Here is a 19,107-nt window from a genome sequence, read left to right on the forward strand (position 1 = left end):
CGGGCGATTAGCTCAGTGGGAGAGCGCTTCGTTCACACCGAAGAGGTCACTGGTTCGAACCCAGTATCGCCCACCCGGAAACAGCGGCCCATCTGCATCAGTGCAGGTGGGCCGCTGTTGTGTTGCGGGGGTGGGGGCGGCTGTTCGGCAGGCTGGGGCTGTTGGGCTCGGGGGGCGTGTTCGACGGTGCTCGGGTGCGGGGCGGGCGGGGGAGTCGTGCAGTCGTGCCTCACGGCGCTCGCGTGCGGGGCGTGGGGCATGGGGTGCGCCGTGCCGGTCCGATGCAGCCGTGGTCGACGGCGCCCGCGTGCGAGGCGTGCGGGGCGTTGAGCGTGAGCCGGGCGTGTGCAGGAGGGTGAGGCGTCTGCTGGTTCGGGGGATGCGCTGGGCGGGGGTGTCTGCTGGTTCGGGGGATGCGCTGGGCTGGGGCGTCTGCTGGTTCGGCGGATGCGCGCTGGGCTGGGGCGTCTGCGGGTTCGGCGGGGATGCGTTGGGCTGTGCCCGCGCGTGGGCGCCCGGGGCCTCTTTGGGCGCGCCGGACGTCCGGTGGCGGCGGGAGTGCGCCCGCGCAGCGGGACGGCATTGCGGCCCGCTCGGCCGTGGGCTCGACTCTGGAGCGCGGCTCGTCCACTCCGCCCAAGCGGCTGTCCGCCCTCCGCAGGAGACTTCCCCAGCGCATGCGCGGGGCTCGATCCCCGCCGGCCCACCAGCCCGACACCATCCCCGTCAGCCATGCCCTACCGACCCGAGAGCACTCCCGTCGGTCATTGCCCACCGGCCCGACAGCACCCCCGTCAGTCGTAGCCCCACCACCCCGACACCACCCCCGTCAGCCACACCCCCACCACCCCGACACCATCCCCGTCAGCCACACCCCCACCCACCGCCCCCCGTTCGACCACACACCGACCGCACCCCCGCCCCCCACCGCCAGACGCCCCGTCAACTCCCCACCGACCGAACAACTTTCAGCCGCACACCGACACCCCTCCCACCCCCGCCAACCGTCCGCCCTCCGGACCGTACGCCTCCGACCTGCACATTCACTCCGCGGCTCGCGCCGAGCGGCCCTCCTCCGTCACCCGCCCTCCCGCGAACCCCCCGAGAAATTCCTGTCCGAATCATTGACGCACTCCGAGCCCCTCCGTAACTTGTGCCAGCAAGCGCTTACTTGAAACGATTCATGCATGCGGCGACGATGCCGGGGAGGGCCCGACTGTGGGAACCAGCAGGAATGTTGAGAGGCGTACGATCCTCAAGGCCGCGGGGGCCGGCGCGGCCGCGCTGGGGCTGGCCGCGACGACGGGGTGCGGAGGCGACAGCGGCACCTCGGCCGACGGGACGGTGACGATCCGTTACTCGTGGTGGGGTGCCGACGAGCGGGCCAAGAAGATCAACCAGACCATCAAGCTCTTCGAGAAGAAGTATCCGAAGATCAAGGTGAAGACGGACTTCCAGGACTACGTGTCTTTCTGGGAGAAGTTCCAGACACAGGCCTCCGGCGGAAATCCCCCGGACGTTTTCCAAAACGCCGTCACATTCCTTCGGAAGTACGACAAGAGAAGTGTTCTGCTCGACCTGAAGTCGCAGATCGACGCGGGCAATCTCAGCCTCGACAACTTCCGTGCGGGCGTCACCAAGGTCGGCGAGGTAGACGGCAAGCAGCTCGGCGTTCCTGTCGGCTCCAACACCATGGCGCTGGTCATCGACAAGAAGGTCTTCCGGAAGGCGGGCGTCGAACCGGCGGCCGGCTGGACGTGGGACGACTACTTCAAGGCCCTGAAGACCGTCTACGACAAGACCAAGGTCCCCGGGGACACCGGCTACTTCAGCATCATGTACCTGTACGACCTGTACCTGCGCCAGAACGGGAAGGCGTTCTACACCAAGGACGGACTCGGCTTCGACAAGGCCGACCTGACGGAGTGGTGGCAGGACGGCTACAACCGGACGAAGGCCGGCATCATCACCAGCCCGAAGATCGTCGCGCAGGACCGGCCCAAGTCGTCTCTCTCCGCCGGGCACGGCGCCTCGGAGTTCACCTGGGACAACTTCACCGTCCGCTACACGGCCGAGGGCGACAGCGAGTACGGCCTCGCCCCGATCCCGACGACGGACGGCAAGCACACCGGCCAGTACCTCGCCTCCCTGATGCTGAGCGCGTCAGCGCGCACCCAGCACCCCAAGGAGGTCGCCCAGTTCATCGACTTCATGGTCCACGACCCCGAGGTCGGCAAGATCATGGGCTACGACCGGGGCATCCTCGCCTCCACCGAGCAGTACGACGCGTTCAAGCCGACGGACGCCGTCAACAAGGAGATCGCGCAGTACGAGGCCGACACCGCGAAGGCGGGCGTCCTCGGCACGATCACCCCGCACCCCTCCGGCGCCGACACCATCGAGGCCTCCTTCCTGCGCATCGGCGGCGACCTGGGCCTGGGCAAGGTCAAGGTCGCCGACGCGGTGAAGCAGTTCTTCGACGAGTCGCAGGCCGCCTTCCAGGCCTGACCGGACCGCACCGGAACCGATTGGGAAGCACCGTGACGCTCGTCAAGGACTCACCGCCCACCGCCCGCAAGGTCCGTTCAGTCGCCCCCGCCGCCGAGAAGCGGCGGGGCCGCCGGGAGAACCTGGCCGGCTATCTCTTCATGTCCCCGTGGATCGCGGGCTTCCTGCTCCTGACCGCGGGCCCCATGGCCGCCTCGCTCTACTTCGCGTTCACCGACTACAACCTCTTCAACACCCCGAAGTGGGTGGGTCTCGACAACTTCACCAAGATGTTCGACGACCCGCGGTGGCAGAAGTCGGTCGAGGTGACCGCCAAGTACGTCATCATCGGCACTCCGCTCAAGCTGCTGCTCGCGCTCGGGGTCGCCCTCCTGCTCGCGCAGAGCCGCCGGGGCCAGGCCTTCTACCGGGCCGCCTTCTACGCCCCCTCGCTCATCGGCGCGAGCGTCTCCGTGGCCTTCGTCTGGCGGTCGATCTTCTCCGACAACGCCATCGTGGACCGCGCCCTGTCCGCCGTCGGCATCCACGCCGGCGGCTGGGTCGGCAACCCCGACTGGATCCTGTACTGCCTGGTCGCACTGACCGTCTGGCAGTTCGGCGCCCCCATGGTCATCTTCCTGGCCGGTCTCAAGCAGGTGCCGAGGGAGCTCTACGAGGCCGCCGAACTGGACGGCGCGGGGGCCCTGCGCAAGTTCTGGAGCATCACGCTCCCGATGATCTCCCCGGTGCTGTTCTTCAACGTCCTGCTGGAGACCATCCACTCCTTCCAGATCTTCGGCTCGGCCTACGTCGTCTCCAACACCTACTGCGGCCCGGCCGACGCCACGCTCGTCTACACCTGCTACCTCTACCAGCAGGGCTTCAAGAACGCCCAGATGGGCTTCGCCTCCGCGATGGCCTGGATGCTGCTGCTCGCCGTCGCGCTGGTGACCGCCGTCCTGTTCTGGTCGCAGAAGAAGTGGGTGCACTACGAGGAGGGCGCCCGATGAGCGCGACCACGACAGAGCCCGCCGCCACGAAACCCCTGGTCCTGGGCCGCAGACGGACCGGCTCCCTGGCCTGGCACCTCGGGGCGCTGCTGATCCTCGCGGTCATCCTGTACCCCGTGCTGTGGGTCATCGGCGCGTCGTTCAAGCCGAGCAAGGACATCATCAACAGCCTGCAGCTGTTCCCGTCCCACCCGATCCTCGGCAACTTCAAGGGCCTGGCCGACGGCATAGCCGACATCTCCATCTGGACCTTCTTCCAGAACTCCCTGTTCTACGCGGGCGGGGCCGTCGTCGGCATCCTCATCTCCTGCTCGCTCACCGCGTACGCCTTCGCCAAGATCAGGTTCGCCGGCCGGAACCTGCTGTTCTCCCTGATGATCGGCACGCTCCTGCTGCCGTACCACGTGCTGCTCATCCCGCAGTACGTGATGTTCCAGAAGCTGGAGCTCATCAACACCTACGTGCCGCTGCTGCTGGGCAAGTACCTGGCCACCGAGGCCTTCTTCGTCTTCCTGATGGTGCAGTTCATGCGCAACCTGCCGAGGGAACTGGACGAGGCGGCGCGGATCGACGGCTGCGGCCATCTGCGCATCTACTGGTCGATCGTGCTGCCGCTGTGCCGGCCGGCGCTCATCACCAGCGCCATCTTCACCTTCATCAACGCCTGGAACGACTTCATGGGCCCGCTGATCTACCTCAACGAGCCCGGCAAGTACACCGTCTCCCTCGGCATGATGATGTTCCGCGACTCCGACGGCGTCGCCGCCAACTACGGCGGCCTCATCGCGATGTCCCTGGTGGCGCTCCTGCCCGTCCTGCTGTTCTTCCTCGCCTTCCAGCGCTATCTGATCGACGGAATGGCGACCTCCGGACTGAAGGGCTGAGGCGGTCACCATGGCCCAGGCACGCGTGAAGGCACGTAAGGAGTCCGTCCTCGCCGAGCGGTTCGCCGTGTTCGCCGAGTGCCTGCTCACCGGGGTGTGGATCGCGGTGGCCTCGCTCGGCGTGGTCACCTACCCGGCGGCGTTCGCGGCCGGCGCACGGCATCTGCGGCGGCGCACCGCGCACCGGGGCGGCGGCTGGCGGGAGTTCGCGGACGACTTCCGCACGGCCGTGCGCGGCGGCTGGGCCGTCGGGCTCGGCGGCTGGGTCGCGACGGCGGTGATCTGGGTGGACGTCCAGGCCGTACGCGCCGGGATTCCCGGCGGGCCGCTCGTCGGGGCCGTCGGCCTGTTCGCGCTGATCGGCGGCGCCGTCGCCGGGCTGCGGGCGGCGGCGGTCTGGACACCGGGCGAGAGCTGGCGGGCCCTGCTCGGAGCCGCCGGCCGCCGTACCGTCCTCGATCCCGCCGGATCCTTCCTGCTCATCGGCGGACTGGCGTTGGTGGCCCTGTCCGCCTGGTTCGTCGCGCCGCTGGCGGTCCCCGTCCTGGGGGCCGTCGCGGCGGCCGCCGTCGCCGTGGAGGAGCGGTACCGGCACCGCTGACGGGCGGTGCCCGCGCACCCGGTCGGCGCCCCGGCGCCGCACCTCGCTCTGTCATGCCCCTGACCAGCTGCAAGGAACGCACGCTTCCCGCACGGAAAGGAAAGGCTGAAGCCTCATGTCTCCCATCCCCCGCAGGTCCCTCCTCAAGGCGGCCGCCGTCGCCGGAGCCGCCGCGCAGTTCAGCTGGGCGCTGGGCGCCAAGGACGCGCAGGCCGCGCCGAGAGCCGAGGGCGCCGACGCCGATCCGGTGACCCTGGACTGGCTGGAGGACGGCGGCCTCGGCGCCGCGCCGGGCTCCACGGTCGGCGTCCCCTGGCCGAAGGGCGTGTACGAGGCCGACCAGACCTTCGCGCTCACGGACGCCGACGGCAAGGCCGTCCCCGTGCAGAGCTGGCCGCTCGCGTACTGGCCCGACGGATCCCTCAAGTGGACCGCCCACGCCGTCGGTTCGGGCTCCGGCAAGCTCACCCTCGCCGCCGGTGACGCGGCCGCCCCCGACAAGAAGGTCACCGTCGACAGGAGCGGCGGGACGGTCGACGTCTCCACCGGCGTCATCACCGTGAAGATCGGCAAGGACGGCTCCACCCTCGTCAAGTCGGTCCGGCGCGGCTCGACCGAGATCGCCAGGAACGGCCGGCTCGTGCTCATCCGCCAGCCGGAGATCGAGGACGAGGACCAGGGCACCGTCAGGACCGAGCGCTTCGACGGCGCCATCGGCGAGGTGACGGTCGAGCAGGACGGGCCGGTCCGCGCGGTCGTCCGCATCGACGGCAAGCACCGCAAGGGCAACCGGAGTTGGCTGCCGTTCTCCATCCGCCTGTACTTCTACGCCGGCGCCGACTCCTTCCGCATGGTCCACACCATCACCTACGACGGAACGCAGGAACCCGGCAAGGCGAGCGGCGACTTCATCCGCGGGCTGGGCGTGCGCTTCTCCGTGCCCATGCGGGACGAGGCCTACGACCGGCACATCCGCATCGGAGGTGAGGGCAAGGGCCTGCTCCGGGAGGCCGTCAAGGGCATCACCGGCCTGCGCCGCGACCCGGGCGCCGCCGTGCAGGCCGCCCAGTACGCGGGGCAGAGACTCCCCGACCCCTCCACCTGGGACCAGCGGGTCACGACCCGGCTGCAGTACATCCCGGAGTGGGGCGACTACACCCTCGCCCAGCTCTCCGCCGACGGCTTCACCCTGCGCAAGCGCACCAAGAAGGGGTACGGCTGGATCGGCGCCGGCGGCGGCAAGCGCGCCTCCGGCTTCGGGTACGTCGGCGGCGCTAGCGGCGGACTCTCCTTCGGACTCAGGGACTTCTGGGAGAGGCACCCCGCCCAGCTCGACATCCGCGACGCCCACACCGACGAGGCCGAGGTGACCCTCTGGCTCTGGTCGCCCGAGGCGCAGCCCATGGACCTGCGCTTCTACCACGACGGCATGGGCCAGGACACCTACGCCGAGCAGCTCGAAGGCCTCAACATCACCTACGAGGACTACGAGCCCGAGTTCGGCACCCCCTACGGCATCGCCCGCACCTCGGAAATGCTGTTCTGGGCCAACGAGTCGACCCCCTCCGCGGACGCCCTCGCCCAACAGGTGGCGGCCGTACGGACGTTGCCGCAGCTCGTCGCCCCGCCCAGGCAGCTCATCAGGGCCAAGGTCTTCGGCCCCGGCCTGTACTCCGAGCCGGACCGCTCCACACCCGCCAAGGCGAAGATCGAGGACCACCTCGACTTCCTCTTCACCTACTACAAGGACCAGGTGGAGCAACGCCGTTGGTACGGCTTCTGGGACTACGGCGACATCATGCACACGTACGACACCGTGCGGCACGTGTGGCGCTACGACATCGGCGGCTACGCCTGGGACAACTCCGAGCTGTCGCCCGACCTGTGGCTCTGGTACGCGTATCTGCGAAGCGGCCGGGCGGACATCTTCCGCTTCGCCGAGGCCATGACCCGGCACACCGGTGAGGTCGACGTCTACCACCTCGGCAAGTGGGCGGGCCTGGGCACGCGACACGGCGTCCAGCACTACGCCGACAGCGCCAAGCAGCAGCGCATCGCCAACACCACGTACCGGCGCTTCTACTACTTCCTCACCGCCGACGAACGGGTCGGCGACCTCATGCACGCCAACGTCGACTCCGACGAGACCTTCCTCGTCCTCGACCCGCTGCGCAAGGTGCGCACCGATCCCTACACGCCCGACCGGCACGCCCTGTCCATCGGCTTCGGCACGGACTGGAGCGGGCTGGTGTCCGCCTGGCTGACCGAGTGGGAGCGCAAGGGCCCCAAGTGGGAGAAGGCCAAGGCGCGCGTGCTGTCGACGATGGAGGGCATCGCCGCCCAGCCCAACGGTTTCGTGCAGGGCAGCGGGCTGTACGACCTCGACACCGGCAGGTTCGCGGTCGCCTCGACGCCCGTGGTGTCGGTGTCCCACCTGTCCGCGGTCTTCGGCCTCAACGAGCTGTGCGCCGAGCTGATCCATCTGGTCGACATGCCGAAGTTCAGCGACGCCTATTTCGACTACTGCCGGTACTTCAACGCCACCAAGGCGGAACAGAAGGCCCGTTACGGCTCCGACTTCGGCACGCTCCTGCTCTTCCAGGGGCATTCGCGGCTGGACGCGTACGCCGCCGTGCAGACGGGGGACGCCGCGCTGGCGAAGCGGGCGTGGACGAAGTTCTACGGCTCCGACGGGTACACGGAGTCCTCGCCGTGGAAGACGGAGGAGGTGAGCGGGCCCATGGCGTTGGTCGCGGGCAGTGAGGCGAGTTGGGTGTCGTCGAACGACACCGCGTTGTACGGGCTCGCCGCGATCGAGAACCTGGCGCTGCTGGGAGACAAGATGCCGTAGCGCCGTCGCGGGCATGGTGGTGGGGAACTGCGGGACCGTTGTGGCCGGTCCCGCAGTTCCCCGCGCCCCTCTCGGGGCGTGCTTCAGTGCATGCCTCCCAGGAAATCGCGGAGTTGGCGGGCCTGGCTCAAGCGGCGTTCGTAGGTGGCGCCCAGGGTGAGCAGGAGGAGGCCGGCCAGGGCGAAGGGGGCCCAGCGGGGGAGGGCGCCGGTCAACTGGACCAGGTAGGGCGCCAGTTCGTGCAGGGCGTCCAGGACCAGGACCGAGCCGCCGAGCACGAGCGGGGCCTGGAGCCGGTGCCGGGCGCCGAGCAGGGTGGTCAGCAGGGCCGCGGCGGCCAGCAGGAGGGGACGCACCCAGTGGGGGTCGGCCCAGGCCGCGGCGAGGCTCGGCAGGAGCGTGGTGGCGAGGCCGGGACCGTACGCCGTCCAGGACGAGGCCCGGGGATCGCGGCGCCTGCGCATCACGCCCACGACCAGCGCCGGGACGGTCACCGGCAGGGTGTACGCCTCCACCGTGCCGACGTCCCATGCCGCGAGCCGCACCCAGGCGGCCAGGACGAAGAGGGCGGCGGCCGCGTAGCCGACGGGACGCCGGTCCGGGCGCACGGCCGTGCCGGCGGCGAGCACCCCGCACAGAGCCAGCACCAGCGCGAGCATCGGCCGGTCCGGAACCGCGAGACCGATCGCGAGCAGCGCGGCGGCGATGCCGGACGCCTCGACCGGCACGGTGGCCCGGCGGTCGCCCAGGCGTGCGGCGAGCAGGGCCGCGGCCGTCGGCACCGCGAGGACCAGCAGGGCCGTGTGCTGCGGGGCCCAGTCCGCCGCCGCGCCCGTCGCGCAGGCCAGCGCGGTGGCGAGGACGAGGGCGGCCGGCGCGGTCACCGGCGTCAGCCGCGGCCGCAGGGACGCCGTCGCGAACAGCGCGGTCAGGGCCGACAGCACGGCGAGGGTGGCCGCCTGGGAGGCAAGGGCGAGGAAGACGAGGGGGACGGAGGTGCCCACGGCGAACGCGATCCAGGGATGCGGGCGGGCGGCGGCTGCCGCGAGGGCGGCGGCGGTGAGGAGTCCCGGCACCGACAGCGCGACCGGATAAGGCAGTTCGAAGGCGGACGGCACCGTCATCACGGTCGCCCACGCGAGGACCGTCGCGCCGGTCAGCGCCCTCGGCCGCCACGTCGTGTCACGCACCAGCAGCGCGAGTACGACGGCCACGACCGCGGGGGCGAGGAGCATGTGGGTCGGGAAGGCCGGCCAGGGTGTGTGGACGGTCACCGCCGCCCGCGCGTCCGAGGGAACACCGGCCCAGGGCTCGCGCGCCCAGCCCAGCGGACCGAGGAGAGCGACGCCGACCAGGGGCAGCGCACAGAAGGCGGCGACCGCCTGCACGACACCGGAGGCCCACACGCACCCTCGCCGGACGGCCGTCGGCAGCGGCCCCCGCAACACCGCCAGCAACGCGACACCGCAGGCCAGATACCCCGGCACCGCCCACTCTCCGGGCAGCAGAACCCGCAGCACGCCACCCCCGGCCGACACCAGGAGGAGCGCCCCGGCCAACGCATGACCGACGGCCCCTGCAGAATCACCGACACCCTCGCCCTCGGTGTCTGCCCCACCGCGCGTCGCAAGGCGCCACGACGTGCCCACCGCGATGCCCGCCGCGAGGAGGAGGAGCGCCGCCGCACGGGCGGCGGCGCTCGGGCCGGCTGCGGTCAAGGAGAGCAGGCCGGCCGTCAGGATGCCCCAGCCGCCCGTGCCGTACGCGCCGACGACGGCGGTGAGGCGTACGGGCCTCGGGGACGAGGAGGTCGGGCGGAGGACCGCCGCCGTGTCGAGTCCGGCCGTCACCAGCAGCGCGGCGGCGCAGCCGTACGGTCCGGTTTCCGCGGCCAGAGCCCAGAGCAGCAGCGGGAGTTGGGCGGCCGCCACGGCGGCCGGGACCGGCAGTCGCAGGGCGGCCGTGCGCGGCAGCAGGCCGTACGCCCCCCACAGCACCGCCAGTGTGGCGGTGGCGGCCGCCGCGTAGGCCGTGCCGTCCGCTCCCGCGAACACGGTCTCGTGCAGGGCGTACGCGTCCAGCGCCGTCAGCGCCAGCCCGAGCCCGGCCACCGACTCGGCCGTCGAGCGCAGCCCGCGCCGCAGGAGCGGCACCGGCGCCGCGAGGACGGCGAGCGTGAGCACGCCGAGCACCGCGGCGCGCCCGGCGATCCCCAGATGTCCCCAGCTGACCAGCGTGAACACCATGGCGGCGACGGTGAGCAGCACACCGCCGAGAAGGAGGAGCACGTTCTGTACGCGCGGAGCGTCCGTCTCGGGGCGGGCCGCCATGGCGTGCGGCACCGGGGCGCGGGGCGGCTGCGGCACCGCCTGCAGGGCCGCGACCAGCCAGGCGCGGCGGGCGAGCAGCTGGGCCCGGCGGTTGTCGAGCTGCCACAACTCTGCGTCGAGGAGCCGCAACTCCTCGGCCGGTGGCGGAACATGCGTCATGCCACGAAGTGTGGTCCCGGTCACGCCCCACGACATGAGTGCCGGTACTCAGGGGCTACTCAGATCCGGCACGAAAGCGCCCGGTGCGGGCAGACTCGCCCCATGGACTGGTCGCACTATCGCTTCCGCAGCCTGTGGCGGCTGACCGCGCCGCCCGCCGTCGTGTACGAGACGCTGGAGCGGGCCGAGGACTACCCCCGGTGGTGGCCGCAGATCCGCGAGGTGACCCGGCTCGACGACACCAGCGGCATCATCCGGATCCGCTCCGTCCTCCCGTACGACCTGCGGTTCACCGCGCGCGAGACACGCCGCGACCCCGGGGCCGGCGTCCTGGAGATCGCCATGACCGGCGACCTCGACGGCTGGGCGCGCTGGATGCTCACGGCGGACGGCGCCGTGACCCTCGCCCGCTACGAGCAGGTCGTCGACGTGAACAAGCCCCTGCTCAGGCGGTTCGCGATGCCGGGGCGGCCGGTGTTCCGGGCCAACCACCGGATCATGATGCGCTCCGGACGGCGTGGACTGGCCGCCCACCTGGAAGCGGTTTGAAGGAAACCCGTGGAGACCTGTATGGTTCAGTGCGTTCCCGGGCGATTAGCTCAGTGGGAGAGCGCTTCGTTCACACCGAAGAGGTCACTGGTTCGAACCCAGTATCGCCCACCGGGAGAGGCCGGTCCGCAGCAGCGGACCGGCTTTTTTCATGCCGCTGCCGGCAGGTCCGGACGCAGCGGCCACGAGGTGTCCACGATCTCGTCGGTGCCACTGCGCGCGAACCACGCCTGCAGCCCGCGCGCCTGCGCCGCGTGCCAGGTCGCCTGCAGGGAGTGCAGCTCGGCGGGGGAGAGACGCTCCAGCCGGGCCGCGAAACGGCGCCCGAGCGCCCGTACGACGTCCAGCGCGGCCAGCGCGTCCGCGGCCGCGTCGTGCGCGCCCTCCAGCGTCACCTCGTAGTGCGCGCAGAGGTCCGTCAGGGTGCGCCGGCCCTTGCGATAGCGGTCGAGGTGCTTGTCCAGTACCCGCGGGTCCAGGACCCGCAGCGTCGACGCCTGCAGCCAGCGGTCCAGCGACGAGGCGCGGTGCCGGCGCAGCTCGCGGTCCAGCAGCGTCAGGTCGAAGGGCGCGTTCATCACGACCAACGGGCGGTTCATCGCCGCCTGTTCGGCCAGCGCCTCCGCTATCTCGTACACCACCGGCGCCGGCCAGCGGCCGTTGCGCTGCAGGTGTTCGTCCGTCAGACCGTGCACCGCCGTCGCCGCCTCGGGCACCGGCACACCCGGGTTGACCAGCCAACGGGTCACCCGGGGCCGGCTGCCCGGCGCGTCCTGGACGACGACGGCGGCCGACACGATGCGGTCGGTCTCCACGTCGACGCCCGTTGTCTCCGTGTCGAAGGCCGCGAGGGGCCCCTCGTACCAGCACGTCATGCCTACCCAACTCCTCCATCACCCCTGGCAGCTGACGTCCCGTCTTCTGCCTGTTTGGTGATACCCGGGCTGTTTGCGCACTACGCCGGAAGGACACAACAGGAGTACGGGTCTTTGCAGTTCAGCGGCCCGCCACGGGGAATCACTTGGCTTGGAAGGCTGTTTGGTCATGGCGATAGCGCAGCCCGAGCGGGGCGGGCTGCTGCCCGAGCGCGCGGGCCCCCTTCGCGGCACACTCGCCACCACCGCGTGCATGGAGACACTGCAGGTCGGCTATCTGCACGCCGTGGCCGCGGCGGCCGGCTGCTCGCTGTCGCAGCCGTTCCCGGACAACGGCATCGACTGGCACGTCAGTCACGGCTCGCCCGGGCACACCGTCGACGACGAGGTGACCATCAAGGTGCAGCTGAAGTGCACCTACCAGGTCCCGCCGAACCCACCGGGCCGCTTCTTCTCCTTCACGCTCGACAACGACCATCTGCGCAAGCTGGCGCGCACCCCGGTCTCCGTGCACAAGATCCTCGTCGTGATGCTCGTCCCGAGAACCCAGGACGACTGGCTCAGGGCCAGCCACGACCGCCTCGACCTGCGGCACTGCTGCTACTGGGTCAACCTCGCCGGCCACCCCGTCACCGGGCGCACCCGCACCACCGTCCGCATTCCGACCTCACGCATCTTCGACGACCGGGCGCTGTGCGAGATCATGACGCGGGTCGGGACGGGAGGCAGACCATGACGCACCGCCCCCTGGAGGAGCCGACCCGGCCGGTGCGGCCGCATCCCGACGACATCGCCGCCGTGGCCTGGCAGCGTCCGCCCGACCCCGGCGAGGTCGACCCCGCCGTGCTCGGCGCCCTGCTGCACCGGCACGGCTGGCAGCGCCGCGGCGGCGCCGCCGGACGCTACGGCCGCTGGACCCCGCCCGGGCCCGGCGGCAGCGGCACGAGCCTCCTCGTGCCCGAGAGCCGCGCCTTTCCCGACAGCGACGACCTGCTCGGCGAGGCGCTCGTCGCCCTGACCCGCAGCGGCACCCCCGCCGCCCGGGAGGTCCTGGTCGGCCTCGCCGTGCCCAGCGACGAGATCCGCTGGTGGCGCGACGTCCCCGCCGGTCCCGCCGACGCCGCGTCCTGGGTGGTCGAGGAGCGGCTGCGCTCCGCCGCCCGCCAGATGCTGCTCGCCGCCGCGCTCGCCACGCGTGCGCGTGCCGGCTACTACGGCGCCCGGCACCGCCGTGCCGCCGCCGCCCTGCTGGAGAGCGTCCTCGTCGGCCCCGCGACCGGCGGCGGCCGGCTGACCGCCTTCGTGCCCGTCGGCGCCGGCCGGCCTCTCGCCGTACGCCTCCAGCAGGCCCTGTACGCGGCCCGGGAGGCCGTCGACTACCAACGGGCCACCGGCGGCATGGACGCCTTCGACGGAGCCGTGGAGGCGGGCGTCAGCCGCGAGCTCACCGAGGCGCTGATCGCCCTCGTGCGCGGCACCGAGGGCGCCCGGATCGCCGTCGAGTGGGCGCCCGCCGCCGGGGTGCCCGAGGACTGCGTGGCGGGCGTCGAGCCCGTGGAGTTCTCGCCGGGCGACCTGCCCGCGCTGCGCGAGGCCGGCGCCCGCTTCCTGCGCGACGAGCCGTCCGTGCCGGTCCACGTCACCGGAGCCGTGATACGGATGCGCAGGTCGGGGCCGCGCGGCGAGGGCAGCGTACGGCTGCGGGTGCTCGCCGGCGCCGACATACCGCACGTCCGCATCACCCTGGACGAGGAGGACTACCGCATCGCCGGGCACGCCCACCTCGTGGGACTGCCGGTGCGGGTGCGCGGGCGGCTGGAGAGCCGGGGCGGCTTCCGGCGGCTGACCGGCGCCGAGGGTGTCGTACCGGTACAGGTGGACGACGCGGAGCGGGACCGGCTGATGAAGTCGCTGCACGAGAACCTCGACTTCTTCGAGGAGGCGTGCGGCGGCGAGGAGGGCGACTGAGCGCCCTGCGCCGGTGACCGTTTCGCGGTCGGAGGGTCGGGGTCGGTACGATCCCCTATTGCGCGCGCTCCTGGTATGGCGCCGCACCCACCTTCAGTCAGGAGAGACCGGTGTCAGACGTCCGTGTGATCATCCAACGCGATTCCGAGCGGGAAGAGCGCGTGGTGACGACGGGCACTACGGCCGCCGAGCTCTTCGCCGGCGAGCGCTCGATCATCGCCGCGCGCGTGGCCGGGGAGCTGAAGGACCTCGCGTACGAGGTCCGGGACGGCGAGACCGTCGAGGGTGTCGAGCTCTCCTCCGAGGACGGCCTGAACATCCTGCGCCACTCCACCGCGCACGTCATGGCGCAGGCCGTGCAGGAGCTCTTCCCCGAGGCCAAGCTGGGCATCGGCCCGCCCGTCAAGGACGGCTTCTACTACGACTTCGACGTGGAGAAGCCGTTCACGCCCGAGGATCTCAAGGCCATCGAGAAGAAGATGCAGGAGATCCAGAAGCGCGGGCAGCGCTTCTCGCGCCGTGTGGTGACCGACGAGGCGGCCCGTGAGGAGCTGGCGAACGAGCCGTACAAGCTGGAACTGATCGGCCTGAAGGGCTCCGCCTCCAGCGACGACGGCGCGGACGTCGAGGTCGGCGCCGGCGAGCTGACGATCTACGACAACCTGGACGCCAAGACGGGCGACCTGTGCTGGAAGGACCTCTGCCGCGGTCCGCACCTGCCCTCCACCCGTCTCATCCCGGCGTTCAAGCTGATGCGCAACGCGGCCGCCTACTGGCGCGGCAGCGAGAAGAACCCCACGCTCCAGCGCATCTACGGCACCGCCTGGCCGTCCAAGGACGAGCTGAAGGGCTACCTCGACTTCCTCGCCGAGGCCGAGAAGCGCGACCACCGCAAGCTGGGCAGCGAACTCGACCTGTTCTCCGTCCCGGAGCAGATCGGCTCCGGCCTCGCCGTCTTCCACCCCAAGGGCGGCATCATCCGCCGCGTGATGGAGGACTACTCGCGCCGCCGGCACGAGGAGGAGGGCTACGAGTTCGTCTACACCCCGCACGCGACGAAGGGGAAGCTCTTCGAGACGTCCGGGCACCTGGACTGGTACGCCGACGGTATGTACCCGCCCATGCAGCTCGACGAGGGCGTGGACTACTACCTCAAGCCCATGAACTGCCCGATGCACAACCTGATCTTCGACGCGCGCGGCCGCTCGTACCGTGAACTGCCGCTGCGCCTCTTCGAGTTCGGGACCGTGTACCGGTACGAGAAGTCGGGCGTCGTGCACGGCCTCACCCGCGCGCGGGGCTTCACCCAGGACGACGCGCACATCTACTGCACCCGCGAGCAGATGTCGGAGGAGCTCGACAAGACGCTCACCTTCGTCCTCGGCCTGCTGCGCGACTACGGCCTGACCGACTTCTACCTGGAGCTGTCGACCAAGGACCCGGAGAAGTTCGTCGGCTCCGACGAGGCCTGGGAGGAGGCCACGGAGACCCTCCGCCAGGTCGCCGAGAAGCAGGGCCTGCCGCTCGTGCCCGACCCGGGCGGCGCCGCCTTCTACGGTCCGAAGATCTCCGTGCAGACCAAGGACGCCATCGGCCGCACCTGGCAGATGTCGACGATCCAGCTGGACTTCAACCTCCCCGAGCGCTTCGACCTGGAGTACACCGGCCCGGACGGCTCCAAGCAGCGCCCGGTCATGATCCACCGCGCCCTGTTCGGTTCCATCGAGCGGTTCTTCGCGGTGCTCCTGGAGCACTACGCGGGCGCCTTCCCGGCCTGGCTGGCCCCGGTGCAGGCGGTCGGCATCCCGATCGGCGACGGGCACGTGGAGTACCTGGAGAAGTTCGCAGCCGAGGCGAAGAAGAAGGGTCTGCGCGTCGAGGTGGACTCCTCCTCCGACCGCATGCAGAAGAAGATCCGCAACGCCCAGAAGCAGAAGGTGCCCTTCATGGTCATCGCGGGCGACGAGGACATGTCCAACAACTCGGTGTCCTTCCGCTACCGCGACGGCTCGCAGGAGAACGGCATCCCGTTCGACGAGGCCATCGCGAAGATCGTGAAGGTCGTGGAGGAGCGGACGCAGGTCTGACCGTCCGTCTGACTCGGAGGCCCCCGGGGAGCTCAGCTTCCCGGGGGCCTCTGGTCGTCCTCCCGCGCGAACACCTGCAGCAGCCAGGAGGCGAAGGTGCCGGTCACCGCACCCAGCAGGGCCAGGCCGACGGCCATCATGCCGACCGCGATCAGCCGGCCCAGCGGTGTCACCGGGGTGATGTCGCCGTAGCCGACGGTGCTGAGCGTGGCGCAGGCCCACCAGACCGCGTCCCCGAACGACTTCATGGACGTGCCCGGCGCCCCGCGCTCCTGCTGGTAGACGGCGAGGGCGCCGGCGAAGCCGAGCAGTACGGTGGCGAGCCCCGAGTAGGCGATCACGCGCGCGTGCAGCGCCAGCCGGGGTTTGCCGTGCCGGCGCTGGACGGCCTCGTAGACCTTGACGACCCGCAGGGGGCGCAGCAGCGGCAGGATCACCACCACGGCGTCCAGGGGATGCTTGCGCACGAAGCGCAGCCCCTGCCCGCTCAGGCGCCACAGCACCGCGTAATTGAGGGCGAACAGCGCCCAGGAGGCCAGCATCACCGCGAGGGCCAGAGCCTGCAGCGGGTCCGTCAGACCCGGCGCCAGGACGCGGACCGCGTAGGAGCCGAGAAAGACCAGCGACGCGACGGCGAGCGGCAGCTCGGTGCGCTGCTCCCAGCGCTCTCTGCGAGTGTCATCGTCCACGAGCCCAGCTTGTCGCGGCGGCCTTTTCCCACAACCCCGCCGACACGCCGCGAACGGGCGACGCCATATGCTGCACTGCATGACGAGTGAGCCGGAGCAGCAGTGGGGAGTGGGCACCCAGGACGCCTTCCAGCGTCTGTGGACGCCCCATCGGATGGCCTACATCCAGGGCGAGAACAAGCCGACCGGCCCCGGGGCCGACGACGGCTGCCCCTTCTGCTCCATCCCGGCCAAGTCCGACGAGGACGGGCTGATCGTCAGGCGCGGCGAGCAGGTCTACGCCGTCCTCAACCTCTACCCCTACAACGGCGGCCACCTCATGGTCGTCCCCTACCGTCACGTCGCCGACTACACGGACCTCACGGACGCCGAGACGAGCGAGCTCGCCGCCCTCACCAAGCAGGCGATGACGGCCCTGCGCACGGCCTCGGGCGCCCACGGCTTCAACATCGGCATGAACCAGGGCACGGTCGCGGGCGCCGGCATCGCGGCCCACCTCCACCAGCACATCGTGCCCCGCTGGGGCGGCGACACGAACTTCATGCCCGTGGTGGGCCACACCCGGGTACTGCCCCAGCTCCTGGCGGACACCAGGAAGATGCTGGCGGACGCGTGGCCGACGGCCTGATCACAGCCACTCCGGCACAATGATCCAGCCCGTCCGGCGTTCGAGGACGAGGCCGCAGGCCGAAAGGGGGCCTGGGGGCGCAGCCCCCAGAAACGCGCACCCCCACTCACCCGCACCGAGATCCAGCCGAACCGCCGGAGGTCTACGCGTCGTACACGTCGGCCTTCCGCGGCGTCGGATCCTGCACCTGCGTGCTCAGGAACGCCGACCTCGTGCCGAACTTCTCCGTGTCCACGCCGTTCTCCTGCAGCACCCGTATCGCCGCCGAGTGCACCACCCGCAGCACCGGCGTGGCCGCGCGGAGCGCGTCGTCGGCCATGAAGCGGTGCCGCCAGGGCTGATCGGCCCACGCGTGCCGCAGACCGAACGGCTCGGGCAGGGCTATCGTGCCGCCGAGCCAGTTCAGCAGCGGCGGGTACCAGGACAGCGGGGCGCGCACGGTCAGCCGTACGACCTCGTCGGTGTTGACCAGCGGAAGCGCCACCTTGCGGGTCTCCCACGGCTTGAACGACTTCTGGACCTCCTTGGACGGCGCCTCGGGCTTGCTGGTGAACAGGCCGTTGACGGGGCCCAGCGCATGGCCGGTGACCTCGATGCGCAGCGTCTGGTGCAGCACGGTCACCGTGATCATCATGGTGATGACCAGCTGGCCGTCCCACAGCGTCCACTGCACGCCCAGGTAGTGCCGGTCGCCGGCGCCGAACTGCTGCTTGTTGCAGATGTCCTGTATGGCGTGCGACTTGACCTGGAAGGCGTCCACGTCCGTGCCCTCGGGCCGGGAGACGGCCTTCGCGCCCTCCGCGATCGGCGTGACGATCCAGTGCCGTACGGACGGGGTCGGGAAACCGCCGGTGTTGATGGTGTTCCGCTCCAGCATGCGCAGGTCGTCGTGGATCGCCCTGATCACGTCCCAGCTGCGGAAGGGGTGGATCTCGCGGCTGGGGTCGGCCGGCACCAGGTCCTCGGCGAGCTGCCAGCTGCCCCAGCGCGTGCCCATGCCGAGGATGCCCTTGGGCCCGGCGTAGAACACGGAGTTGGACTGCTGCTCGGCGGCGAGCTTGGCGAGCGACTGGCGCAGCGCGTCCGCCTTCGTCTCACCGGGGCTGGTGGGCACCGCCTCGGGCACCTTGGCGCCGATGCTGCTGCCGGCGAGGAGGCTGTCCCAGCGCCCGCGCAGGTCCTTCGCCGTGCGCTCGCAGATCTGCTTGGCCCAGAACCAGCCGATGACGGGCATGACGACGCACGCACGCGCGTACCAGGCCCAGAATCCGGTGAACGGCATGCGGATCAGGAAGATCACCGCGAGGGCGCCGACGGCCACCAGGAGCGTCGTGCCCATCGCGCCCGCCCGCCGGTCCGCGGTGCGGGAGACCGCCATGCGGATCTGGAAGACCAGCAGCCAGACGAGCAGGCCGGGCAGGAACAGCAGCCCGCAGAGCACCATCACGATGGACAGCATCTGGTCGCGGGCCTTGCGGATGTTGTTCGCCGCGAGGGCGTGCTCCACGGCGACCTGCGGCTCGGAACCGAAGGACTGGATGAGGGGCTTGCGGCCCGGGCTCAGCATGCGGTCGACGATCGCCCGGGAGAAGGCCTCGCCCAGGTTGGGCCGGAATATCGCCGCCCAGGAGCGCCCCGGTTTGACCTCGGTCTGGTGCCACTCGTTGTCGGCCTTCTTGATGTCCACCACCGGGTTGTCCCGGTAGGCCGCGGAGGCCAGCGCGAACGTCGCCGTCTGGCTCTCGTCGCCCGTGCGCGGCACCTGCGGACCGAAGATGTCCCCGTAGCCGCTCTCAACGGTCATTCCCGCCCCCGATCGCCGCCCGATACCGCCTCTGCGGCTCTTCCCGACTTCCTTGCTCCGCACACCTGTTGATCAGGTCATCGCGCAGATGTGTTGATTCGACCACGAGTTGATTCGACGACGAGTCGATCCGACGAACGCTCCCGCGGAAACTTGATCAGCTTGTCATCAGCGTATCCGCAGCC

14 protein-coding genes and 2 tRNA genes are annotated in these 19,107 nt (G+C 70.7%); 12 read left to right on the forward strand and 4 right to left on the reverse strand.

From position 1 onward, the window contains the following. Position 1 precedes the first annotated feature (1 nt). From ACQF4J_RS36855 to ACQF4J_RS36880, 6 genes are all read left to right on the forward strand, one after another. A tRNA-Val gene (locus ACQF4J_RS36855) sits at positions 2-73 on the forward strand. Positions 74-1,218: 1,145 nt separating this feature from the next. Beyond that, positions 1,219-2,508 carry an ABC transporter substrate-binding protein gene (locus tag ACQF4J_RS36860; RefSeq protein ID WP_427167743.1) on the forward strand — a complete coding sequence of 430 codons (1,290 nt, stop codon included), beginning with the start codon at positions 1,219-1,221 and terminating at the stop codon, positions 2,506-2,508. A 32-nt stretch (positions 2,509-2,540) separates the two neighbouring features. Beyond that, the gene (locus ACQF4J_RS36865; RefSeq protein ID WP_351581578.1) at positions 2,541-3,497 is read left to right on the forward strand and encodes a carbohydrate ABC transporter permease; all 957 of its coding nucleotides are present in this window, start codon (positions 2,541-2,543) and stop codon (positions 3,495-3,497) included. Beyond that, a complete protein-coding gene (locus ACQF4J_RS36870) occupies positions 3,494-4,381 on the forward strand; it encodes a carbohydrate ABC transporter permease (RefSeq protein WP_351581579.1) in 888 nt (295 codons plus the stop codon). The genes ACQF4J_RS36865 and ACQF4J_RS36870 overlap by 4 nt, the downstream gene beginning before the upstream one ends. 10 nt (positions 4,382-4,391) lie before the next feature. Beyond that, the gene (locus ACQF4J_RS36875) at positions 4,392-4,982 is read left to right on the forward strand and encodes a hypothetical protein (RefSeq protein ID WP_351581581.1); all 591 of its coding nucleotides are present in this window, start codon (positions 4,392-4,394) and stop codon (positions 4,980-4,982) included. Between the two features lie 115 nt (positions 4,983-5,097). Next, positions 5,098-7,833 carry a Tat pathway signal sequence domain protein gene (locus ACQF4J_RS36880; RefSeq protein ID WP_427167745.1) on the forward strand — a complete coding sequence of 912 codons (2,736 nt, stop codon included), beginning with the start codon at positions 5,098-5,100 and terminating at the stop codon, positions 7,831-7,833. Between the two features lie 83 nt (positions 7,834-7,916). On the opposite strand, the gene ACQF4J_RS36885 is transcribed toward ACQF4J_RS36880, so the two are convergent. Further along, positions 7,917-10,358 carry an SCO7613 C-terminal domain-containing membrane protein gene (locus ACQF4J_RS36885; protein WP_427167746.1) on the reverse strand — a complete coding sequence of 814 codons (2,442 nt, stop codon included), beginning with the start codon at positions 10,356-10,358 and terminating at the stop codon, positions 7,917-7,919. A 66-nt stretch (positions 10,359-10,424) separates the two neighbouring features. Between ACQF4J_RS36885 and ACQF4J_RS36890 the strand changes: the two genes are divergently transcribed. Together ACQF4J_RS36890 and ACQF4J_RS36895 are read left to right on the forward strand one after the other, a co-directional pair. After that, positions 10,425-10,871 (forward strand): SRPBCC family protein, encoded by a 447-nt coding sequence (locus ACQF4J_RS36890; protein ID WP_351580758.1) that lies wholly within the window; start codon positions 10,425-10,427, stop codon positions 10,869-10,871. 39 nt (positions 10,872-10,910) lie between these two features. Further along, positions 10,911-10,982 (forward strand) — tRNA-Val (locus ACQF4J_RS36895). A gap of 38 nt (positions 10,983-11,020) precedes the next feature. On the opposite strand, the gene ACQF4J_RS36900 is transcribed toward ACQF4J_RS36895, so the two are convergent. Further along, on the reverse strand, positions 11,021-11,746 hold the full coding sequence (locus tag ACQF4J_RS36900; protein ID WP_351802533.1) for a 3'-5' exonuclease: 726 nt from the start codon (positions 11,744-11,746) through the stop codon (positions 11,021-11,023). Positions 11,747-11,915: 169 nt separating this feature from the next. Between ACQF4J_RS36900 and ACQF4J_RS36905 the strand changes: the two genes are divergently transcribed. The 3 genes from ACQF4J_RS36905 (at position 11,916) to thrS (ending at position 15,801) form a co-directional block, all read left to right on the forward strand. Next, positions 11,916-12,482, forward strand: coding sequence for a DUF4365 domain-containing protein (locus ACQF4J_RS36905; protein ID WP_351580764.1), 567 nt, complete (start codon positions 11,916-11,918; stop codon positions 12,480-12,482). Beyond that, complete coding sequence (locus ACQF4J_RS36910; RefSeq protein WP_351580771.1) at positions 12,479-13,714, forward strand: hypothetical protein; 1,236 nt, start codon at positions 12,479-12,481, stop codon at positions 13,712-13,714. Before ACQF4J_RS36905 ends, ACQF4J_RS36910 begins: the two co-directional genes overlap by 4 nt. A gap of 110 nt (positions 13,715-13,824) precedes the next feature. After that, entirely contained in the window at positions 13,825-15,801 is a 1,977-nt protein-coding gene (gene thrS, locus ACQF4J_RS36915; protein ID WP_351580774.1) for a threonine--tRNA ligase, read from the forward strand. A 32-nt stretch (positions 15,802-15,833) separates the two neighbouring features. Here thrS and ACQF4J_RS36920 read toward each other — a convergent pair whose 3' ends face one another. After that, positions 15,834-16,490, reverse strand: a complete 657-nt coding sequence (locus ACQF4J_RS36920; RefSeq protein WP_351580777.1) for a potassium channel family protein — start codon at positions 16,488-16,490, stop codon at positions 15,834-15,836. 67 nt (positions 16,491-16,557) lie between these two features. Between ACQF4J_RS36920 and ACQF4J_RS36925 the strand changes: the two genes are divergently transcribed. Beyond that, positions 16,558-17,118, forward strand: a complete 561-nt coding sequence (locus ACQF4J_RS36925) for an HIT family protein (protein WP_351580780.1) — start codon at positions 16,558-16,560, stop codon at positions 17,116-17,118. A gap of 142 nt (positions 17,119-17,260) precedes the next feature. Here the strand turns inward: ACQF4J_RS36925 and ACQF4J_RS36930 are convergent, their stop codons facing one another. Then, positions 17,261-18,922 (reverse strand): hypothetical protein, encoded by a 1,662-nt coding sequence (locus ACQF4J_RS36930; protein ID WP_351580783.1) that lies wholly within the window; start codon positions 18,920-18,922, stop codon positions 17,261-17,263. Between the last annotated feature and the right edge of the window lie 185 nt (positions 18,923-19,107).

This window comes from Streptomyces sp. C1-1 (genome assembly GCF_050214755.1).
In the GTDB taxonomy this organism is placed as follows: Bacteria; Actinomycetota; Actinomycetes; order Streptomycetales; family Streptomycetaceae; genus Streptomyces.

Bases quoted from the DNA above. Each gene is read 5' to 3' on its own strand.
- ACQF4J_RS36910 (WP_351580771.1), top strand. From the start codon at position 12,479: ATGACGCACCGCCCCCTGGAGGAGCCGACCCGGCCGGTGCGGCCGCAT.
- ACQF4J_RS36905 (WP_351580764.1), top strand. From the start codon at position 11,916: ATGGCGATAGCGCAGCCCGAGCGGGGCGGGCTGCTGCCCGAGCGCGCG.
- ACQF4J_RS36870 (WP_351581579.1), top strand. From the start codon at position 3,494: ATGAGCGCGACCACGACAGAGCCCGCCGCCACGAAACCCCTGGTCCTG.
- ACQF4J_RS36885 (WP_427167746.1), bottom strand. From the start codon at position 10,358: ATGTCGTGGGGCGTGACCGGGACCACACTTCGTGGCATGACGCATGTT.
- ACQF4J_RS36930 (WP_351580783.1), bottom strand. From the start codon at position 18,922: ATGACCGTTGAGAGCGGCTACGGGGACATCTTCGGTCCGCAGGTGCCG.
- ACQF4J_RS36880 (WP_427167745.1), top strand. From the start codon at position 5,098: ATGTCTCCCATCCCCCGCAGGTCCCTCCTCAAGGCGGCCGCCGTCGCC.
- ACQF4J_RS36890 (WP_351580758.1), top strand. From the start codon at position 10,425: ATGGACTGGTCGCACTATCGCTTCCGCAGCCTGTGGCGGCTGACCGCG.
- ACQF4J_RS36925 (WP_351580780.1), top strand. From the start codon at position 16,558: ATGCTGCACTGCATGACGAGTGAGCCGGAGCAGCAGTGGGGAGTGGGC.
- ACQF4J_RS36875 (WP_351581581.1), top strand. From the start codon at position 4,392: ATGGCCCAGGCACGCGTGAAGGCACGTAAGGAGTCCGTCCTCGCCGAG.
- ACQF4J_RS36900 (WP_351802533.1), bottom strand. From the start codon at position 11,746: ATGACGTGCTGGTACGAGGGGCCCCTCGCGGCCTTCGACACGGAGACA.